The organism is Deinococcus detaillensis (assembly GCF_007280555.1).
Lineage (GTDB): Bacteria > Deinococcota > Deinococci > Deinococcales > Deinococcaceae > Deinococcus > Deinococcus detaillensis.
The window spans coordinates 157,361-175,197 of the sequence record NZ_VKDB01000004.1 but is presented as its reverse complement, the minus strand read 5'-3'; the positions used below and the strand labels follow the sequence as shown (position 1 = coordinate 175,197).

At 58.8% G+C, this 17,837-nt stretch carries 20 protein-coding genes; 17 read left to right on the top strand and 3 right to left on the bottom strand.

Features of this window, described 5'->3' with window-relative positions; all coding sequences use genetic code 11:
* Window positions 1-12 precede the first annotated feature (12 nt).
* From nuoI to FNU79_RS06340, 6 genes are all read left to right on the top strand, one after another.
* A complete protein-coding gene (nuoI, locus tag FNU79_RS06365) occupies window positions 13-552 on the top strand; it encodes an NADH-quinone oxidoreductase subunit NuoI (protein ID WP_143720038.1) in 540 nt (179 codons plus the stop codon).
* Window positions 553-616: 64 nt separating this feature from the next.
* Entirely contained in the window at window positions 617-1,171 is a 555-nt protein-coding gene (locus tag FNU79_RS06360) for an NADH-quinone oxidoreductase subunit J family protein (protein WP_143720037.1), read from the top strand.
* Entirely contained in the window at window positions 1,172-1,480 is a 309-nt protein-coding gene (nuoK, locus tag FNU79_RS06355) for an NADH-quinone oxidoreductase subunit NuoK (RefSeq protein ID WP_124867240.1), read from the top strand. It abuts the gene before it with no gap.
* Window positions 1,481-1,483: 3 nt separating this feature from the next.
* A complete protein-coding gene (gene nuoL, locus FNU79_RS06350) occupies window positions 1,484-3,397 on the top strand; it encodes an NADH-quinone oxidoreductase subunit L (protein WP_143720036.1) in 1,914 nt (637 codons plus the stop codon).
* Window positions 3,398-3,488: 91 nt separating this feature from the next.
* Complete coding sequence (locus tag FNU79_RS06345) at window positions 3,489-4,916, top strand: NADH-quinone oxidoreductase subunit M (RefSeq protein ID WP_143720035.1); 1,428 nt, start codon at window positions 3,489-3,491, stop codon at window positions 4,914-4,916.
* Between the two features lie 38 nt (window positions 4,917-4,954).
* Entirely contained in the window at window positions 4,955-6,367 is a 1,413-nt protein-coding gene (locus FNU79_RS06340; RefSeq protein WP_143720107.1) for an NADH-quinone oxidoreductase subunit N, read from the top strand.
* A gap of 76 nt (window positions 6,368-6,443) precedes the next feature.
* Here FNU79_RS06340 and FNU79_RS06335 read toward each other — a convergent pair whose 3' ends face one another.
* The gene (locus FNU79_RS06335) at window positions 6,444-8,060 is read right to left on the bottom strand and encodes a carboxylesterase/lipase family protein (RefSeq protein WP_185974627.1); all 1,617 of its coding nucleotides are present in this window, start codon (window positions 8,058-8,060) and stop codon (window positions 6,444-6,446) included.
* A 283-nt stretch (window positions 8,061-8,343) separates the two neighbouring features.
* Between FNU79_RS06335 and FNU79_RS06330 the strand changes: the two genes are divergently transcribed.
* The 3 genes from FNU79_RS06330 (at window position 8,344) to FNU79_RS06320 (ending at window position 10,567) form a co-directional block, all read left to right on the top strand.
* Window positions 8,344-8,739 (top strand): HAD-IA family hydrolase, encoded by a 396-nt coding sequence (locus FNU79_RS06330; RefSeq protein WP_143720033.1) that lies wholly within the window; start codon window positions 8,344-8,346, stop codon window positions 8,737-8,739.
* Between the two features lie 94 nt (window positions 8,740-8,833).
* The gene (locus tag FNU79_RS06325; protein ID WP_143720032.1) at window positions 8,834-9,331 is read left to right on the top strand and encodes a hypothetical protein; all 498 of its coding nucleotides are present in this window, start codon (window positions 8,834-8,836) and stop codon (window positions 9,329-9,331) included.
* A 117-nt stretch (window positions 9,332-9,448) separates the two neighbouring features.
* The gene (locus FNU79_RS06320; RefSeq protein WP_143720031.1) at window positions 9,449-10,567 is read left to right on the top strand and encodes a pyridoxal phosphate-dependent aminotransferase; all 1,119 of its coding nucleotides are present in this window, start codon (window positions 9,449-9,451) and stop codon (window positions 10,565-10,567) included.
* A gap of 16 nt (window positions 10,568-10,583) precedes the next feature.
* Here FNU79_RS06320 and FNU79_RS06315 read toward each other — a convergent pair whose 3' ends face one another.
* Window positions 10,584-11,204: a DUF4097 family beta strand repeat-containing protein gene (locus tag FNU79_RS06315; RefSeq protein WP_143720030.1), complete on the bottom strand. Its 621-nt coding sequence runs from the start codon at window positions 11,202-11,204 to the stop codon at window positions 10,584-10,586.
* 66 nt (window positions 11,205-11,270) lie between these two features.
* A complete protein-coding gene (locus tag FNU79_RS06310; protein ID WP_143720029.1) occupies window positions 11,271-11,888 on the bottom strand; it encodes a hypothetical protein in 618 nt (205 codons plus the stop codon).
* A gap of 233 nt (window positions 11,889-12,121) precedes the next feature.
* Here FNU79_RS06310 and FNU79_RS06305 point away from each other — a divergent pair, with 233 nt between their 5' ends.
* The 8 genes from FNU79_RS06305 to FNU79_RS06270 all read left to right on the top strand — a co-directional run bounded on the left by FNU79_RS06305 (window position 12,122) and on the right by FNU79_RS06270 (window position 17,823).
* Complete coding sequence (locus tag FNU79_RS06305; RefSeq protein ID WP_143720028.1) at window positions 12,122-13,387, top strand: argininosuccinate synthase; 1,266 nt, start codon at window positions 12,122-12,124, stop codon at window positions 13,385-13,387.
* Window positions 13,388-13,864: a GNAT family N-acetyltransferase gene (locus FNU79_RS06300; protein ID WP_143720027.1), complete on the top strand. Its 477-nt coding sequence runs from the start codon at window positions 13,388-13,390 to the stop codon at window positions 13,862-13,864.
* A gap of 75 nt (window positions 13,865-13,939) precedes the next feature.
* Window positions 13,940-14,215: a hypothetical protein gene (locus tag FNU79_RS06295; RefSeq protein ID WP_143720026.1), complete on the top strand. Its 276-nt coding sequence runs from the start codon at window positions 13,940-13,942 to the stop codon at window positions 14,213-14,215.
* 2 nt (window positions 14,216-14,217) lie between these two features.
* Window positions 14,218-15,621, top strand: a complete 1,404-nt coding sequence (argH, locus tag FNU79_RS06290; RefSeq protein ID WP_185974626.1) for an argininosuccinate lyase — start codon at window positions 14,218-14,220, stop codon at window positions 15,619-15,621.
* Entirely contained in the window at window positions 15,618-16,088 is a 471-nt protein-coding gene (locus FNU79_RS06285) for an HIT family protein (RefSeq protein ID WP_185974625.1), read from the top strand. Before argH ends, FNU79_RS06285 begins: the two co-directional genes overlap by 4 nt.
* Before the next feature lie 45 nt (window positions 16,089-16,133).
* Entirely contained in the window at window positions 16,134-16,628 is a 495-nt protein-coding gene (locus FNU79_RS06280) for a GNAT family N-acetyltransferase (RefSeq protein ID WP_143720024.1), read from the top strand.
* A 156-nt stretch (window positions 16,629-16,784) separates the two neighbouring features.
* Window positions 16,785-17,261, top strand: a complete 477-nt coding sequence (locus FNU79_RS06275) for a GNAT family N-acetyltransferase (RefSeq protein ID WP_124867252.1) — start codon at window positions 16,785-16,787, stop codon at window positions 17,259-17,261.
* Window positions 17,262-17,295: 34 nt separating this feature from the next.
* Complete coding sequence (locus FNU79_RS06270; protein ID WP_143720023.1) at window positions 17,296-17,823, top strand: N-acetyltransferase; 528 nt, start codon at window positions 17,296-17,298, stop codon at window positions 17,821-17,823.
* The last annotated feature ends 14 nt before the right edge of the window (window positions 17,824-17,837 follow it).

The window sequence follows — 17,837 nt, the reverse complement described above, 5'->3', positions numbered from 1 at the left end:
TGGAGGTGCCCAATGGGCGTTCTAGAACTCGCCAAAGGCATGGGCGTCACGCTTGGCAAACTGTTTAGTAAGCCTGTTACCGTCAGTTATCCCGAGCAGCGGGCCAGCATCAAGCCGCGCTTCCGTGGGCGGCACATCCTGACCCGTCACCCCGGCACCGGCCTGGAAAAGTGCATCGGCTGCTCGCTGTGCGCCGCCGCTTGCCCCTCCTACGCTATCTATGTGGAGGCCGCCGAGAACGATCCGGCCAACCCGACCTCACCGGGTGAGCGCTACGCCAGCGTCTACGAGATCAACATGCTGCGCTGCATTTTCTGCGGGATGTGCGAGGAAGCTTGTCCAACCGGCGCAGTGGTGATGGGCAATGAATTCGAAATGGCCGATTACCGTTACCGCGATTTCGTCTATGCCAAAGAAGACATGCTGGTGGGTGTGGAAGGCAGCATTCCGCAGCGCCGCGAAGCCGCCCAAAAAAACCAACCGGTGCGGGTGGGCTTCAAGGTGGAAGGCGGGCCGCGTGCCGAGCTGGAAGGAGTCAAGTACCCAACATGAAAAGGCCTATAGCTTGTGAATTGCGGCTTGCCGAACGGTTAAAGGCTTCCCGTCGAGGTTGCCTGTGCTGACCTTCCTCGTTCTCGCTGTCCTGACCATCGCGGGCGGAATTTTGACCATCTCGGCGCGGAATGCGGTTCACGCTTCGCTGGGCTTGGTCGGCACTTTGCTGATGGTGGCGGGCATTTACGCCACCCTGAATGCCTCGTTTCTAGCCGCCACTCAGGTCATCGTCTACGCGGGCGCGGTGATGGTGCTGTTTCTCTTCGTCATCATGCTGCTGGACGCCAACCGCCCAGTCGAAGAAGCCAACCCGCTGCCCTTTATCGCGCCGCTGGCGGGCGTGGGCGGAGCGATTCTGGCGGGCGCGTTCGCTATTCTGGCCTTCACCTACAAAGACCCGCGTCCCCTGGCCGAAAGTACCGCTGCGCTGGCCAACGGCGCACCCGGCCCCGTCGGTGAAACCTTGCTGACCCGCTTTTTGTTGCCGTTTGAAGCGGTCAGTATTTTGCTGCTGGTGGCGGTGGTGGGTTCGGTGGCGTTGGTGCAGCGGCCCGCCGTGCAAGCTGACCCCGAGCAAACACCTGAACTGACTGCGCTGGAAGGAGAGGTGGCTTAAGTGGCTGAAGTTCCCACCGCCTACTACATCGCCCTGTCCGGCATTCTTTTTGCGCTGGGCATGATCGGCGTACTGACGCGCCGCACCGCCGTGATGGTCTTTTTATCGGTCGAGCTGATGCTCAACGCCGCCAACTTGTCCTTGGTGGCGTTTGCCCGCGCCTGGGGCGATCTGGTCGGCCAAACCGCAGTCTTTATCGTGATGACCCTCGCCGCCGCTGAAGTGGCGATTGGGCTGGCCATCATCGTGGCCATTTTCCGCAAACGCGAAACCACCAATGTGGACGATCTGGCGTCCCTCAAGGGGTAATTGATGGCACTCTACTGGCTCCCCTTACTCCCCTTAATCGGCTTCGCGCTGCTGATTTGCGGTGGCAAATGGTTTAGCGGCACCTCCGGCGGCTGGCTCGGATCGGGCCTGATCGGCGCAGCTTTTGTCGTCGCCCTGATTCGCTTTTTCGGCCTCAGCGACGTTCCGGCTCACGAAACCCTCTGGACTTGGCTGCCCAATATGGCGCTCGGCACGGCCGGCATTTCGGCCAACTTGAAAATCGGCTTTTATCTCGATCAGCTTTCTTCGGTCATGACTTTGGTGATTACCGGCGTCGGCTTCCTGATTCACGTCTACTCCATCAGCTATATGCGCGGAGACGCCCGCTTTACCCGCTTCTTCGCTTTCATGAATTTCTTCGTGGCGATGATGCTGATTTTGGTGCTGGCCGATTCCTACCCGCTGATGTTTGTTGGCTGGGAAGGCGTGGGCATGGCCAGTTACCTGCTGATCGGCTTCTGGTTCGCCGGACACAAAGACCACAACGCCGCTGAGGGCGTCAATAACTCCAACGCCGCCCGCAAAGCCTTCATCATGAACCGCATCGGTGATTTGGGCTTCATGCTGGGCATGTTCCTGATTTACAAGGTCTTCGGCACGCTGGTGATTCCCGAACTCGCTGCACAGGGCGCGACTCTGCTGGTCACCTCGCGCCCGCTGCTCGAGCTGATATGCCTGTTCCTTTTGGTCGGCGCAGTCGGCAAAAGCGGCCAGCTTCCGCTCACCACTTGGCTGCCCGACGCGATGGCTGGCCCGACCCCCGTTTCGGCCCTGATTCACGCCGCCACGATGGTCACGGCAGGCGTCTACCTGATCGCCCGCAGCAATTTCTTCTACGACCTGGCCCCCGGCGCGAGCATGTGGGTGGCCTGGGCCGGTGGACTCACCGCCCTTTACGGCGCACTCTCGGCGCTCAATCAGACCGATATCAAGAAGATTCTGGCTTATTCCACCGTTTCGCAACTCGGTTACATGTTTTTGGCGGTGGGTTTGCACAGCTACACGGCGGCGATTTTTCACCTCGTCACCCACGCCTTCTTTAAGGCACTGCTGTTCCTCGCGGCGGGAGCGGTTATTCACGCCCTGCACGAAGAACAAGATGTCCGCAAAATGGGCGGCCTCGCCAAATCTATGCCGTTTACCCACGCGGTTTCAGCCATTGGTGTACTTGCCATCACCGGCATTCCGATTTTCGCGGGCTTTTTCTCCAAAGACGGCATCCTGGCTTCGGCCTTTGCCCAAAACACTCCGCTGTACCTGATCGGCTTGTTCGTGGCGCTGCTGACCGCCTTTTACATGGGCCGTTGGTATTTCCTGGTCTGGCGCGGCAGCTACCGGGGAGACGCCCAATTGCACCCCCACGACGGCGACGCCCTGTTGAGCGCTCCGCTGGGCATCTTGGCGGCGCTGGCGACCATCGGCGGCTTTTTCAATGTGCCCGCCTTCTTGTTCGGCGGCACTCACGCGCTGGACAATTTTCTGGGCCGAGCTATCCCCGTTCACGAACACGAAATCCCGGTCAGCACCGAGTGGCTCATCACCGGCATCGCGGTGGCCACTGGCCTAATCGGCCTCGGCTGGGCCTTTTACGATCACCGCCGGAGCGCCTTGCAAGTCGGGCCGCTGGGCCAAACCAGTTTGCAGGCGCTCTACCTCGACCGCTTTTACAATGCGGTCATCGGTGGGGGCAGCCGCGTCATTTCGCAGGGTCTGGACGTTATGGACAACGGCGTGGACGGAGCCATGTCGGGCATCGCCCGCAACGTCGGCGCTCCGGGCTGGCTGGTGACGGTCTGGCAAAGCGGCTTCGTGCGGGTCTACGCTCTGAGCATGCTGCTCGGCACAGCGCTGATCGTGGGTTACTGGGCGCTCAAAGCCATTGGGGGAGGCGTATGAGGGACTTTTTCGTTCGGTTGAAAAAAGTCGAGTGCAATCTCCTCCCCAGCTCTTACTCTTTCCAACATCTTGCGGTTAAGGCGGGCCTTCAATGATCCACTTCTTCATCTTCTTGCCCGTTCTCGCCAGCTTGCTGATCTTCCTGGTGCCGGTGCGCTGGCGTGAGGAGTTCGCGGGCGCAGCGGCGGGCCTGACCTTGGCGGGCGGGCTGTGGTCTTGGTCAGTCGGCGGACTGTCGTATTACTCGGTTCCGTGGATTCCGGCGCTGGGCGTTACTTACAGCGTGCAGATGGACGGTGTCAGCTTGCTGCTCGGCATCGTCACCGCCTTCATGACCCTGATCGCCATCATCTACGCCGGAAAACGCATTCCCAACCCCGGCACCATGCTCTCGCTGATCCTGATGATGGAAACCGGACTGTTGGGCATTTATGCTGCCCGCGATTTGGTGTTGTTTTATGTTTTCTTCGAGGACGCGCTGATTCCCGCTCTGCTCATGCTGGCTATTTACGGCAAAGCCAACCGAATGGCCGCCCTCGTCAAATTCGCGGCCTACACCTTGTTCGGCAGTTTGCTGATGCTGATCTCTATCATTGGCCTCAAGTATTACGGTGGCAGCCCTACCTTTGCGCTCGTGGACTTGCAAGCGCATCCGGTCACCGGCACTTTGCAAACGTGGCTGTTTCTGGGCTTTTTGGCAGCGATGGCCGTCAAGCTCCCGCTCTTTCCGATGCACGCCTGGCTGCCCGATTTCCACGCCCAAAACCACGACAGCGGTGTGGCTGACGTGATGGGCACGCTCTACAAAGTCGGCGCTTACGGCCTGTTCCGTTTCGCGGTGGTGCTGTTTCCCGACGCCATGCTGGAATTCCGCCCGATTCTGATGGGCTTGGCGGCCTTCACCGCCCTTTACGCGGCCTGGATCGCCTTCTCCCAAACCGATTGGAAGCGGCTCTTGGCCTATGCGGGCTTAAGTCACATGGGCTTTGTCGGGCTGGGTATCTTCTCCATGAACGAAACCGCCATGATCGGAGCGCTCTTTTTGCTGGCCTTCCAGAACATCTACACCGGCGCTCTGTTCCTGGCCGCCGGAATGCTTCAGGAGCGGGTCGGCAGCCTCAGCACCAAGGTAGGCGGGATCATGACCCAGGCCGGAGCGCTGAGCGGTATGACCATGACCCTCTGGTTCGCTTCCATCGGCGTGCCCGGCTTGGTCGGCTTCGTGGGCGAGTTCAGCATTTTGCTAGGCGCTTATCAGGTCTCTCCCTGGCTCGCTTTTATCGCCGGCCTGACCACCATCGCCGCCGCCGCTTACGGCCTGACGGCCTTCCAAACGACCTACTGGCAAGTTCGGCCCGCTGGCGCGGTGCTGGCACATGACCTGAAGGATTTGGACTGGCTCATATTGGGGGCTCCGATTGCGGTGTCGATTTTCTTCGGCGTCTACAGCGGCCCGGCTTTGGCGTTGGTGCAGCCGGTCGTCAGGACTTGGATGGCCGGACTGGGAGGAGGACTGTGAATCCCGCTTTGGTTCTTCCCGACGTCGCGCTCGCGCCGATGCTGCCGATTCTGATTACCTTGCTCGGCGCAATCGCGGCCACCTTGCTGGGCTTTTTCTTGCCGCGCCGCGCCATCACGGTCATCAGCATGGTCACGCTGGTTTTGTCGGGTGTCAGCATGGTCACGCTCTGGAACGGCGGTCTGACTTCGTTTGACGGCAGTTTGCAGGCCGATAACGTGGCGCTTTCTATCGGCCTGATTATTCTGCTCGGCTCGCTGATGACCCTGCTGGTCAGCTTCGACACGGCCGCCCGCGCCAAGCTGGCCTTTCCAGAATTTGACGCGTTGCTGCTCTACGCCGTGACCGGCACGCTGCTGATCGCTTTTTCCGGTGATCTAGTCACCATGCTGATTGGCCTGGAAGTTATGAGTTTATCGGGTTACGTGATCGCCACCCTGCAAAACAGCCGCCGCGCCGAGGAAGCGGGCATGAAGTACTTCCTGCTCGGCGCAGTCGGCAGCGCCACGCTGATTTACGGCATCGCTCTGGTCTACGGCGCAACCGGCACCTTCAACTACGTGGGCATCCGCGACGCGACGGCGGGCTTACAAGTTCAAAACGTCAGTTTGCTGGTGGTCGGCGCACTCCTGCTGCTGTGCGGATTCGGTTTCAAAGTCGCGCTGGCTCCCTTTCACCAGTGGACTCCGGATCTGTATTCGGGTGCGCCTACCGTCGTCGGCCTCTTTCTGAGCACGGTGGTCAAAGTGGCCGCTTTTGCCGGAATGCTGCGCGTTTTCGGCGGGGCCATGCAAAATGTTCCGGCTTGGGCCGGCGTGATGCAAATCCTGATTATTGCCACCATCGTGATAGGCAATCTCGGGGCACTCTTCCAAACCAATTTCAAGCGCCTGATGGCCTACTCGGCAGTGGCCCACACCGGCTTTCTGGCGCTGGCTTTGCTGGCCAATCCGGCGACGGGCGGCCCGGCCCTGACCTATTACCTGCTGGTCTACACCCTTATGACGGCGGGTGCGTTTGCGGTCTTGGCAGCCCTCCAGCGCACCGAGGAAGGCTTTTCGCTCGACGACATGCGCGGCCTGTTTTACCGCCATCCGGCTTACGCGGTGGCGCTGGCGGTTTGCCTCGCCTCGCTGGCGGGCTTACCGCCGTTCGCGGGCTTCATGGGCAAATATCTGGCGTTTCAGGCCGCCTTCCAAGCCGGCTACGTCGGCCTGACTCTCATCGCGGCGATGGGCAGTGTGGCGGCGCTGATTTATTACCTTCGTCCCGCCATGCTGATGTTCATGCATGACCGTACCCCTGCCCGCGAGTATCCGGGCGAGCGCACGCCCACCACCGCCGCTGTGGTGTTGGGCGTGGTCGGCGTCACTGTGCTGGGCGTCCTGCCGAATCTGGCCTACGGCTTGGTTGCCAATCCGGCGATTTGGACGGTTTTGGCGGGGCGGTAGAATCGTTTTGAGCTAAAAAAGAGAAGGCCTCCATCTGAAATGTGGATGGGGGCCTTCTCTTGTATCGTGATTTTGCTTATTTCAGATTCAGTCCCAGCCAAAAAGGGCATTGGTGCTCGGCGGCGAAGGCGGTGCTTTCCTGTACGCTGCTGGGCGTAAAGACCTGCACGTTTTGCCGCTCACTGCTATAGGCCCGCCAATCCGTCTTGCCCACTGGATTGGGGTTGCCCGTCTTGACAAAAGTCGCCCACGCTGAGCTGAAGAGATCGGAGAGCGAGCGCTGCGCCGGGCTGAGCTGAGCCGAATCGGCCAGTCCGGGGACGCTGGTCTGGAAGGCGTAGACCAGACTGCTGGAATGCGCCGATCCCATTCCTGGCAGGTCAGCGGGTGACTTGATGGTGGTGGCCGCTTGGGGATCAGCGAACTCAAAAGCGTACACCGGAACGTACTGCGACAAAGCGTCATCGACGCGCAGCGCTGGGCAGCTGAATACAGCGTCGGTAAACAAGGTTGCGAAAGCCAGCGCGGGCGTGCCGTAGCGGCGGTAGGGATATTTTGAGAGCACATTCACCGCGTTGCCTGCTCCCGCTGTCAGGCCCGCCGCGCCCCAGTACAGCACTGGGCTGATCGGTTTTCCCTCTGGAGAGGCCACCGAGACAAACAGGCGGCCCTCGTCGTGGTTGGTACCGCTCATCACGGGAATGCGGCTGAATTTGCCCTGCGCGAAGGCGTCTTGCAAGGTCAGGGGCAGCAGGCCCGAAGCGTAGACGGGCGACCACACCAGATTGCTGGCGGGCCTGAGCCCCGGCACCTTGGTCAGCGCGAGCTTGGCCGGATCAACGTTTCGCAGACAAACCAAGTCATCGGCGCGGCACCCCAGATTGCTGGCGTAACGGACATTGCGCTGCGCTGCGTCTGCGAGCGTCACCGCGTTGCCGGGACTGGTACACAGCCCACTTTGAAGAATGGCCCCCTCGAAGAGTCCGGCGGCCTGCGGTGAAGTGAGCTGAGCGCAGATGCTCATGGCCCCGGCGGATTCCCCGGCCACTGTCACCCGCTGCGGATCGCCGCCGAATGCCGCAATGTTTTGCCGTACCCACTTCAAAGCGGCCTGCTGATCCATCAGGCCGTAGTTGCCCGATTCGCCACCGCTTTCGGCACTTAGCGCAGGCAGCGAGAGGAAGCCCAGTGCTCCCAGACGGTAATTGACCGTCACCACCACCATGTCATTTTTCTCGGCCAGAATGCTGCCGTCATAGGTGCTGGCCGACCCGGCAGTAAAAGCGCCGCCGTGAATCCAGAACATGACTGGCAGGTGGCTTTGCGGTGTGGCCGTTTTGGGCGCGTACACGTTCAGATATAAGCAGTCCTCATTGCCCCTGACCTCACCGGGCGTCTCGCCGGGCAGGGCGAACAAACCGATGACGGCCTGTGGACACTGTGAACTGAAAGTGGTTGCTGAACGGGGGGCTATCCAACTCGTGGGCGGCTGCGGCGGCTTCCAGCGCAAATCCCCGAGCGGCGGCGCGGCGTAAGGCAGGCCCAAAAAAGTATTGACTGTTCCCTGAGTTCCGATCACGGCTCCCTGAGTCGTCTGCACGGTCACTTTATCTGCGGTCACTGGGGTGGATGTCTGCGCCAGTGCCGTGGATAACCAGCTCACCGAGAGGAATATGGCGGTTTTCCATTTCATGTTGTGGCCTCCTGTGCTGTACTTTCTCCATTCAAGCACAGGGTTCGGTTTAGAGAAGACATTTGGGTGTCGTTGGTGTTCTCGGCTCATCTGTAGCAAATCCTCAAGGCCAGCCCAAGCCGCGCACCGTTCATTTAGCCGCTAGCCTTGCCGCATGACCTCTTCCTCTATGCAAACCGCTGTCCTCCAGGCCGTCATTCTCGACCCCGACGGCACTTTAATTGACAGCAACGACGCCAGTGCCCGCGCTTGAGTCACGTCGTTTCAGCAGCACGGCTTCGAGATGCCCTTTGAACAAGTCCGCCCCCTGATGGGCATGGGCGGCGACAAGATCATTCCTAAGCTGACCGGCATAGACGCAGACAGCAAACAGGGCAAATCGCTGATCAGAGGCTGGAGCGAGGCTTTTAGAAAGGTAATTTCCATGACTTCAGGCGAAGTGGAGGCCAGCAAACCTGACGCCGACATCGTGGCGGTGGCGCTGAGGAAGTTCGGCATACCTGCCAGCGCTGCGCTGATGGTTGGAGATACCCACTACGACGCCGAGGCGGCTCAGAAGGCGGGCGTGCGCTACGTTCTGCTGAGGAGGAGTGGAGGCAACATGAACGTGCCGGGTGAGTTTTATGATGATGAGTTGCTACTCGAAGTTTTGGAAAACCTTACGTTCAGCGCCGACTGAGCGGCTCCGTTCTCTCCAGAGTTCTGCTGTTTCTCTCGTTATTATTAAGAAGACGTTTGGGCAGGGGCCAGCCCAGTGTTTCATACTGCCTCTTATGAATAAGATTCTCGTTGGACTTGCTGCACTCACCTTTGCTTCGGCCACCACCGCTTCCGCTTCCACTTACATTGGTGGCTCAGTAGGCAGTGGTGGTGCTGTTCATTATCAGACGGATCTGTCCTCAGGCTCAGCGGTGCGCTACAGCCTCAACTTGTATGCCACCAACTTTAACTTTGGTCAATTGAGTGTGGGTGCCTCTGTAGATTACCTCACTGACCTCAACAACACCAATATCAATGTTAATACCCCCAACACGACGTTTGGTGGCCTGACCCCTTATTACGGTTTTGGCTTGGGCGCGGGTGTCGGCGTCGGCAGCGTGACTGGAGTAAGTGTTTATCCTCACGTCTTGGGCGGGATCAAATACCAACTGAGCGATCCCTTGAGTATTTTCGGCGAGCTTGACGCTGGCATTAACGTTGCGGTCAGTAATGCTGGTACTGGTGTTGGATTCGGAAGCAACGCCCGTATTGGCGTAATGTACAAATTTTAAGAACCAGTTTCATTCCAGTTGGTTAATACCTTTTTGCTTTGCCCCTGCTAAAAGTGGGGGTTTGTGCTTGTCTGCACGCGCCGCCCCGCACTCTATGCCAAAGCGCCAGACTGACTTATGCCCAGCTTGCACGCCCGCACGTCCCTCTCTGCCGAAAGCATTTTCTCGCGCATGAGCCGCCTCGCCCTCCAGCACGGTGCAATCAATTTGGGACAGGGCTTTCCCAGCAACCCGCCGCCCACTTTTTTGCTGGAAGCCGCTAGACAAGCGGTGGGCACAGTGGATCAGTATTCGCCGCCGATTGGCTTGCCCCTCCTGCGAGAGGCAGTCGCCCAAGACCTAAAGGTGAAAGCGGAACAAGTGGTTATCACCTGCGGCGCAACCGAGGCAATGCTGGCGCTGGCACAAACGCTCTACGGCGCGGGCGATGAGGTGATCGCCTTTGAACCCGTCTTTGACATTTACGTGCCGCAAACCGAAATTGTCGGCGCGAAGTTCGTCGGCGTACCGATGGTACTGGGCGCAGCTGGCTGGGAGTTGGATATTGATGCACTTCGGCAGGCCATCACCCCGCGTACCAAAGCGCTTATTATTAACAGCCCCTTTAACCCCACCGGCAGCATTTTTACACGGGCCGAGTTGCAAGCGGTGGTAGATCTGGCCCGCCAGCACGACTTTTGGCTGATCAGCGACGAAGTGTATGACGAACTGTATTACGCCGAGCGGCCCATATCGCTGCGCACACTGGCCCCCGAACGTACCTTTACGGTGGGCAGCGCGGGCAAGCGCTTAGAAGCGACTGGCTGGCGCATCGGCTGGATCATTACGCCCGAGGGCCTTGCTTCCGAAGTCGCGGGCCTGCATCAGTGGACAACGTTTTGCGCCCCTGCGCCCCTTCAAGCGGCGGTGGCTTCGGCACTCATAGAGGCGCGGGAAAACGGCTTTTACGATCAATTGCGGGCCAGTTATGAGGCCCGAATGCAAAGTTTGGCGGCGGGGTTGCGCCAGCTAGGCGCGGAAGTGTTCACGCCGCAGGGCACTTACTTTCTGACCGCCCGCTTGCCGAATGTCAACACCGAAGAACTGGTGATCGGGGGCGGCGTGGCGGTGATTCCCATGAGCGCCTTTTACCGCCAGCATCCTGCACCGCCCTATATGATGCGGTTTGCTTTTTGCAAAAAAGAAGATGAGATTCAGGAAGCGCTGCGGCGGCTCAAAACTTTTTTGGAGTACTAGGCCTAATAGACTGCCGTTACTTGACCGTCAAACTGCCTTGTTCTTTGTTGATGGTCATATCCACTTTATAGGTGGCACTGTCATAGTTGGCAGTCATATAAACGCCGCTAAAGTTAAACCCGTCTGCTACAGTTTTGCCGCTGATAACGAGCGTGCCTTGGGTAAATTTTTTGACATCCAAGCGCAGACCTACATTGCTCGGCAAAGTAATGGTCGTGTCGCCTTGCGTTTGGGTGAGCGTCGCCTGCAAAGTGGCAGTAGGAAGCTTCAAAGTAAGGTCGCCGAGCTGCTGAGTAATGCTGAGCGCCGAAAGTTTAAGTGAGCGTAGATCAAGTGCGGCGTCGCCTTGTTGTCGGTTTAAGGTCAAGCTGAGGGGGAGTTTTGGACTCAGGCCGATGGCCCAGTCGCCCATCGAGTGTGACGCGCTGATGTAAGCCACGCCGTTCTTGACGGTGGGTTTGCTGACACCCATGATGGGTGAAGCCTTAGTATTGGCGCTGAGCGACAAATTTCCCAACTCCTGTTTGAGCGTGAGGTTGACGCTGTTGTACGGCGTGGCAGCCAGTGCTGCGCTGCTGAGAAGCAAGGCAAATGCTGAAAAATTCAGCCCACGGCTAAGAACAGAATGTAAGGACATGACCCTGAGTATAGAGGATGAAGTCAAATTCGCGTCAGATCAGCCGCTGAAGTGAAGAGTCCGAGGTCATTCGTCAATTGCCAAGCGGCCCTGAATCATTGTTAAATGCACCACGATTTTTACTTTAGCAGTGGTGTAGTTGTGGCTTTGATAGCGGTCGTCCGAATCTGTGCCGGTCGCCATTGTTTTGCCGAACAGAATCAACTCGCCCTGGCTAAACTGATCGGCCTTGACCAAAATGCCGACGTTTTTTGGCAAATGTAAGTGGATGGTCACCTGCTGCTGGTCAAGAGTCAAAACCAAACTGTTTTTGGGGAGCCAGATTTCTAAAACGCCGTCTTGTTGCGTCACATTGAGAGTCTTGAGTTTGAGCGAGCGGAGATCTAATCTGGCGTTGCCTTGATTGTGCTGCACAGTTAAGCTGATTGGCCGCTCGGGGCTCAGTTGAAGCGACCAATTCGGCGAAATGCTGTTGAGCGTTGCAAAGGCCACTCTATCTTTAACAATGACTTTGTTGATTGGCGGCGCGTCTACTTTTTTGCTGACGCTTAAATTGCCCTTCTGTTGAATCAAAGTGAGATTAAGGCTGGTGTACGTTTCGGCAAGTCCGGCTAAACTGCCAGTCCAGAGCGTAAAAACAGCCAATAAACTGATCAATGGAAAACGATGACGGCGGTGAGGCATTGGTCTCAGTCTACGGTGACGGGAGACCAGTTGGGTTTTCGTCTTTGGTTAGGGTTCGCATTCAGATGACACTTGCATAGCTATGCGTTAAAAGTGTATAACCATACATAGAAGATGTCATTATCCATCATCCGATCGCTGAAGATGGGTTCGCCTGATGTTCGGGTGGAGAATCCGACTCCGTTGTACGGGGTAATTTGCTGTGACGCCAAGGACTCTGGGAGAATAACCGAATGACACAAATTGAGCAAAAGCCTGCTGATGACGCCGCCACTGACTACACCTCTGCTCCCAAGCAAAAAATTGTGCTGGCCTATTCTGGCGGCTTAGATACCTCCATCATTCTCAAGTGGCTGCAAACGGAGCGCAACTATGACGTGGTGGCTTTTACTGCCGACCTCGGTCAAGGCGACGAAGTGGAAGAAGCCCGCCTCAAGGCCCTCAAAACCGGCGCGGTGGCGGCGTATGCCCTCGATCTGCGTGAAGAGTTCGTGCGCGATTACGTCTTCCCAATGTTCCGCAGCAGCGCACTATATGAAGGCTACTACCTCCTCGGCACCAGCATTGCCCGCCCCTTGATTGCCAAAAAGATGGTGGAAATAGCCGAAAAAGAAGGCGCGGTGGCCGTCTCACACGGCGCGACGGGCAAGGGCAACGACCAAGTCCGTTTTGAAATGACCGCTTACGCCCTCAAGCCCGACATCGTGACGGTGGCTCCGTGGCGCGACTGGGCTTTTCAGGGCCGCGCCGACTTGGAAGCGTTTGCCCGCGAGAACGACATTCCGGTGCCGACCACAAAAAAAGACCCTTGGTCAACCGACGCCAACATGCTGCACATTTCTTACGAAGGCGGCGTTCTTGAAGACCCTTGGACGGAGGCCCCTGCCCATATGTTCAAGATGACGGTCAGCCCCGAAGACGCGCCCAACGAAGCTGAATATGTGGAAGTGGAGTTCGTGAACGGCGATCCGGTCAGCATTAACGGCGAGCAACTGAGCCCTGCCGAACTGCTGACCAAAGCCAATCAGATCGGCGGCCGCAACGGTGTGGGCCGGATCGACCTGGTGGAAAACCGCTTCGTGGGCATGAAATCGCGCGGCGTCTACGAAACGCCCGGCGGCACGCTGCTGTATCACGCCCGCCGCGCAGTGGAAAGCCTGACGCTTGACCGTGAGGTGCTGCACCAACGCGACGCGCTGGGCGTCAAATATGCCGAACTGGTCTACAACGGCTTTTGGTTTGCCCCCGAACGTGAAGCGCTGCAGGTCTACATCGACCACGTGGCCCAGAGCGTCACCGGAACAGCTCGCCTGAGACTGTACAAAGGCAACTGCGACGTGGTCGGCCGCAAAGCGCCGCGCAGCTTGTATGACAAAGACTTGGTGAGCTTTGAAGCGGGCGGCGACTACAACCAGCACGATGCGGGCGCGTTCATCAAGCTCAATGCCCTCAGGATGCGGGTTCAGGCGCGGGTTGAAGCCAAGGCCAAGTCAGAGTAAATGAACTTGCCGGAGGAGTACGTTCTCCGCACAGCGACGGCTCAGGACGCCGAAATTATTCAGGTTCAGCGTGACGCCATGTACACCGACATGGGCAGTGCGCTGGAGCGGGTGCAGGCGGCATCGGCGGATAGTCTGAAATGGCTGCGCTGTGGGCTGGAAAGCGGAGCTTATTCCGGCGTCCTGATTGAAACCGGTGGGTGGGTGGTGGCCGGAGCTGGTGTGATCTGGCAGGAGTTTCCGCCCAGCCCGCGTAGTCTCGTCACGACGCGGGCCTATATCCTGAACGTCTACGTGGCCACGCCACAGCGTGGGCAGGGGCTGGCCCGACACTTGATGCAGGCGCTACTGGCCGAATGCGCGATTCGGAACGTGAGCTATATCAGCCTGCATGCTTCTGATGCCGGGAAGCGCACCTACGAGAAGCTGGGATTTGGCTCCACGAATGAACTGCGTTTGATCATGGAGACCCCGTGACGCCGGGCAGCTGGTGTACGTGAAGAGTGAGGAGGCGTATGCATTTGCCAGTTTGGGAAATCCGAGGTCGGTGGTATGTCAAGCAAGACTGAGTTGCCGAGGGAAGAACTGGAGCTGCAGCGTTTGCTGAAATCACAGAGTTTGGGAACTCTGCCACTACAACTCATCAAGAGTTTGAATTCTGAGGTCCTTCGTTCTCCAGCTTTCTTTATCTACATCGTGGTTAAACTTTTCAAAATCGGTATTTCAGGCGCAACTGAATTGTGGGCTTGTAAAGACGTATCGGATGAGGAGATGACTGCTGTTTTGAACAATCAACTTAAATTATCCAAATCTAAAGCGGGAGACTGAACGTGACCAATATCAACATCAAAGATAAGAAACTCTGGGGTGGCCGCTTTGCCGAAGCCACCGACGGCCTAGTGGAACTCTTCAACGCCTCGGTGGGCTTTGACCAGCGCCTGGCCGAGCAAGACATTCGCGGCTCGCTGGCGCACGTCGCCATGCTGGGCCAAGTTGGGATTCTGAGCGCCGAGGAAGTTGAGCAGATTCAGAGCGGTCTTGATGACGTGCTCACCGATATCCGCGTCGGAACGTTTGAATGGCGACTGGACCGTGAAGACGTGCATATGAACGTGGAAGCTGCCCTGCGTGACCGGATTGGGCCGGTGGCGGGCAAGCTCCACACCGCCCGCAGCCGCAACGATCAGGTGGCTGTGGATTTCCGCTTATTTACCAAAGAAGCCGCGCTGGACTTGGCCGCCAAAACGCGGGCGCTGCGGGCCGTGATGCTCGCAGAAGCCGAGAAGCACTTGTCAGCCGAAGTGATTTTGCCCGGCTACACCCATTTGCAGGTGGCCCAACCCATCTTGCTCAGCCACTGGTTTATGGCTTATGTGGCGATGCTGGAGCGCGACGAAGGCCGCTTGCGCGACGCCGCGACGCGCATGGACGAGTCTCCCCTCGGCTCCTCGGCACTGGCCGGAACGCCTTGGCCGATTGACCGCCACGCTACCGCCGCCGCCCTCGGCTTTGCCCGCCCCACCGCCAACAGCTTAGACGGCGTGGGCAGCCGCGACTTCGCCCTAGAGTTTCTGAGCGCCTGCGCCATTCTCAGCGCCCATTTGTCGCGCCTCAGCGAAGAACTGATTTTGTACAGCACCTTTGAATTTGGCTTTTTGACGTTGCCTGATTCGCACACCACTGGCAGCAGCATCATGCCCCAGAAGAAAAATCCCGACGTGTCTGAGCTGGCACGCGGCAAAGCGGGGCGAGTGTTCGGCAACTTGATGGGCCTGCTGACAGTGGTCAAAGGCACGCCGCTGGCTTACAACAAAGATTTGCAGGAAGACAAAGAGGGCGTGTTCGACAGCTATGACACCCTGAGCATCGTGCTGCGCCTGTACGCCGAGATGATGCCCAAAACTGTCTGGCACGCTGAAATCACTAAAGCCGCTGCTGCGCGGGGTTACTCCACTGCCACCGATGTCGCCGACTTTTTGGCGCGTCAGGGGGTGCCGTTCCGCGAGGCGCATGAAGTCGTGGGCGGCTTGGTGGGCGTTGCCTCCCGCTCTGGCCGCCAGCTCTGGGAACTCACCGACGACGAATTGAAGTCGGCCCACCCGCTGCTGAGCGCCGAAATCGCCCAGACTCTGACGGTGGAAGAAAGCGTCAAGAACCGGCTGAGCTACGGCGGAACTGCTCCCCAGCGGGTGCGCGAAGCAGTGGAAGCAGCCAAGGCGGCGCTGAAACAGTGAACGTCACGCTGGAGCTGGGCGGTACCCTGCTCGGTAAGCGTCAGGCTGAGTGGGCGCATCATCTGGCCCACCCCGACGGAAATCCTCTTTCCACGCGGGCCGAGTTCGCGGGCGGTGAGGTGTTGCTGGAAAATGAGTGGTGCGTCTACTCGCAAGACTCGCGCTACGCAGACGGTTTGCCGTACTCCGGTTTTATTGTCACCAAGCGGCCTTGCCAAACCGTCTTTGACCTCACGCCAGAGGAAGCCGCCGCCACCCACGCGCTGCTGGCCGAAGTTCGGGTGCACTTGGACGCCAGCGTTAAGCCGGACGGTTACACCATTGGCTGGAATGTCTACCCGGCAGGCGGGGCGCACATCCCGCACGTTCACTTGCACATTATTCCCCGCTGGAACACTGACGTAGCGGCGGGGGCGGGCCTGCGGTACTTCCTCAAAGCGGCACAGGAGCGACGACAGCAGCGTTAAGCCATGCTTACGGCTCACGTCTCCCGCTTCCCCAGAGGTAAATCCATGATCCTAGCTCCTGATACGTCCACCACGCCCCACATCACCATTCGTCAAGCCAAGCTGAGCGATTTAGACACCATCCGCGACCTCATCTTGGCGGCAGGGCTGAGCACCGAACGCAGCGCCATCACCGCCACTTTGGAGGGCTGCACATACTGGATGGCCGACCTCAACGGCATTCCGGCGGGCTGCATCGGCTTAGAGCTTGGACAGGGGGCCAGTTTGCTGCGTTCGGCCAGCGTCTTACCCGCCTCAAGGCGGCGGGGGCTGGGGCGGGCGCTGGTGATGAGCGCTCTGACGTATGCCACCCTGCGCGGCGACAAGCAACTGTATTTGTTCAGCAGCGGCGCTGGCCCATTCTGGGAGCCGTTCGGCTTCGTGCCGGTCAGCAGCGCCGAAGTCTCAGCCGCCCTGCCGAGCGCCCCGCAAGTGCTCAGCGGCCAGTCTCGCGGTTGGATTGAGCGCGAGCAAGCTTGGAAGCGGGTGATGGGCGCGTGATTGTCCCTTGCCCAGTAACCACATCTTGTCTAAAAACGCAAGTGCTAGACGAACAGGCGATTAAGGGTGCAAACTACGCTTACTCAAAACCGTGGTTCAGCCACCTTCAATTGTGTGCCCTACACGTCAGCACTCTCTTCCTGAGGAGGAATTTCCATGACCCAGCCTGTTACCACTCCGTCCGATACGGCCCAAGGCCAACTGCGCCTCGCCACCCCCAACGATTACGCCGCCGTCGTCAAAGTGATGCAGGACGCTGGCCTCTCGCCCGACGCCGTGATGGTGGTCGGCACGACCTACTGGCTCCTCGAGCAAAATGGTCAGCCGGTGGGCGCAATCGGCTTGGAACACGGCGAGGGCGCTTCACTCCTGCGCGGCGCAGCGGTTGTGCCTTCGGCGCGTGGGCAGGGTTTGGGCCGTCAGTTGGTGCAGAGCGCGGTGGAGCATGCCCGTCAACACGGCGACAAAGTGCTGTACATGTTTTCCACCGGCGGCGACTGGGAGAGCTTTCACTTCGTGCAGGTGCCGCTGGCCGTCGTGATGGGCGACCTTCCCGACGCGCCGCAAGTGGCCCACTACCGCGCGGCGGGCACCCGTCCCGGCGGCACCACTTGGATGCGCGATTTGAGCTAAGCGCTCACCATTTGCTGATTCTGGCGGTGCTGGCATGACTTTGGCGCTCGATTCGATCATCCTGTCTGATGTTCACCCTGAGGCTCCTCTCAGCACCCGCAAAGCCCGTCTCAGCGATATCGAGTCCATTCACGCCCTGATCGGCTACTGGGCAGCGCAGGGCCAAATGCTGGTCAGAAGCCGCGTCCTGCTGGCCGAAAATATCCGCGACTTCCATTTGTATTTTGCAGCGGCATATCAGGGCAAAGCAGAAGGCTTGGTGGGCGTCTGCGGCCTGCATATGCTGGCTCCCGACCTCGCCGAAGTGCGCGGACTGGCCATTCATCCGGTCATGCAGGGGCGCGGCCTCGGCAAAAAGCTGGTGGCGGCCTGCGAGGATGAGGCCCGCGACATCGCTTTGCCTGCGCTGTTCGCGTGGACGTATCAGCAAGGCTTTTTTGAAAAGTGCGGTTTTGAGCGCATCGACAAAACCAATCTGCACCCCAAAGTCTGGAGCGAGTGCCAGCGCTGCGCCTTTTTTGAGAACTGCAATGAAATCGCCATGTTCCGGGCGCTGACGTAACGCCCAATTTTGAA

What these genes read in the sequence shown, in the direction of transcription:
- FNU79_RS06270 (WP_143720023.1), top strand. Translation starts at nt 17,296, where the DNA reads ATGACTTTGGCGCTCGATTCGATCATCCTGTCTGATGTTCACCCTGAG.
- FNU79_RS06315 (WP_143720030.1), bottom strand. Translation starts at nt 11,204, where the DNA reads ATGTCCTTACATTCTGTTCTTAGCCGTGGGCTGAATTTTTCAGCATTT.
- FNU79_RS06340 (WP_143720107.1), top strand. Translation starts at nt 4,955, where the DNA reads ATGCTGCCGATTCTGATTACCTTGCTCGGCGCAATCGCGGCCACCTTG.
- FNU79_RS06280 (WP_143720024.1), top strand. Translation starts at nt 16,134, where the DNA reads ATGATCCTAGCTCCTGATACGTCCACCACGCCCCACATCACCATTCGT.
- nuoI (WP_143720038.1), top strand. Translation starts at nt 13, where the DNA reads ATGGGCGTTCTAGAACTCGCCAAAGGCATGGGCGTCACGCTTGGCAAA.
- FNU79_RS06295 (WP_143720026.1), top strand. Translation starts at nt 13,940, where the DNA reads ATGTCAAGCAAGACTGAGTTGCCGAGGGAAGAACTGGAGCTGCAGCGT.
- FNU79_RS06325 (WP_143720032.1), top strand. Translation starts at nt 8,834, where the DNA reads ATGAATAAGATTCTCGTTGGACTTGCTGCACTCACCTTTGCTTCGGCC.
- FNU79_RS06305 (WP_143720028.1), top strand. Translation starts at nt 12,122, where the DNA reads ATGACACAAATTGAGCAAAAGCCTGCTGATGACGCCGCCACTGACTAC.
- nuoL (WP_143720036.1), top strand. Translation starts at nt 1,484, where the DNA reads ATGGCACTCTACTGGCTCCCCTTACTCCCCTTAATCGGCTTCGCGCTG.
- FNU79_RS06330 (WP_143720033.1), top strand. Translation starts at nt 8,344, where the DNA reads ATGCCCTTTGAACAAGTCCGCCCCCTGATGGGCATGGGCGGCGACAAG.
- FNU79_RS06275 (WP_124867252.1), top strand. Translation starts at nt 16,785, where the DNA reads ATGACCCAGCCTGTTACCACTCCGTCCGATACGGCCCAAGGCCAACTG.
- FNU79_RS06320 (WP_143720031.1), top strand. Translation starts at nt 9,449, where the DNA reads ATGCCCAGCTTGCACGCCCGCACGTCCCTCTCTGCCGAAAGCATTTTC.
- FNU79_RS06345 (WP_143720035.1), top strand. Translation starts at nt 3,489, where the DNA reads ATGATCCACTTCTTCATCTTCTTGCCCGTTCTCGCCAGCTTGCTGATC.
- FNU79_RS06300 (WP_143720027.1), top strand. Translation starts at nt 13,388, where the DNA reads ATGAACTTGCCGGAGGAGTACGTTCTCCGCACAGCGACGGCTCAGGAC.
- FNU79_RS06310 (WP_143720029.1), bottom strand. Translation starts at nt 11,888, where the DNA reads ATGCCTCACCGCCGTCATCGTTTTCCATTGATCAGTTTATTGGCTGTT.
- FNU79_RS06335 (WP_185974627.1), bottom strand. Translation starts at nt 8,060, where the DNA reads ATGAAATGGAAAACCGCCATATTCCTCTCGGTGAGCTGGTTATCCACG.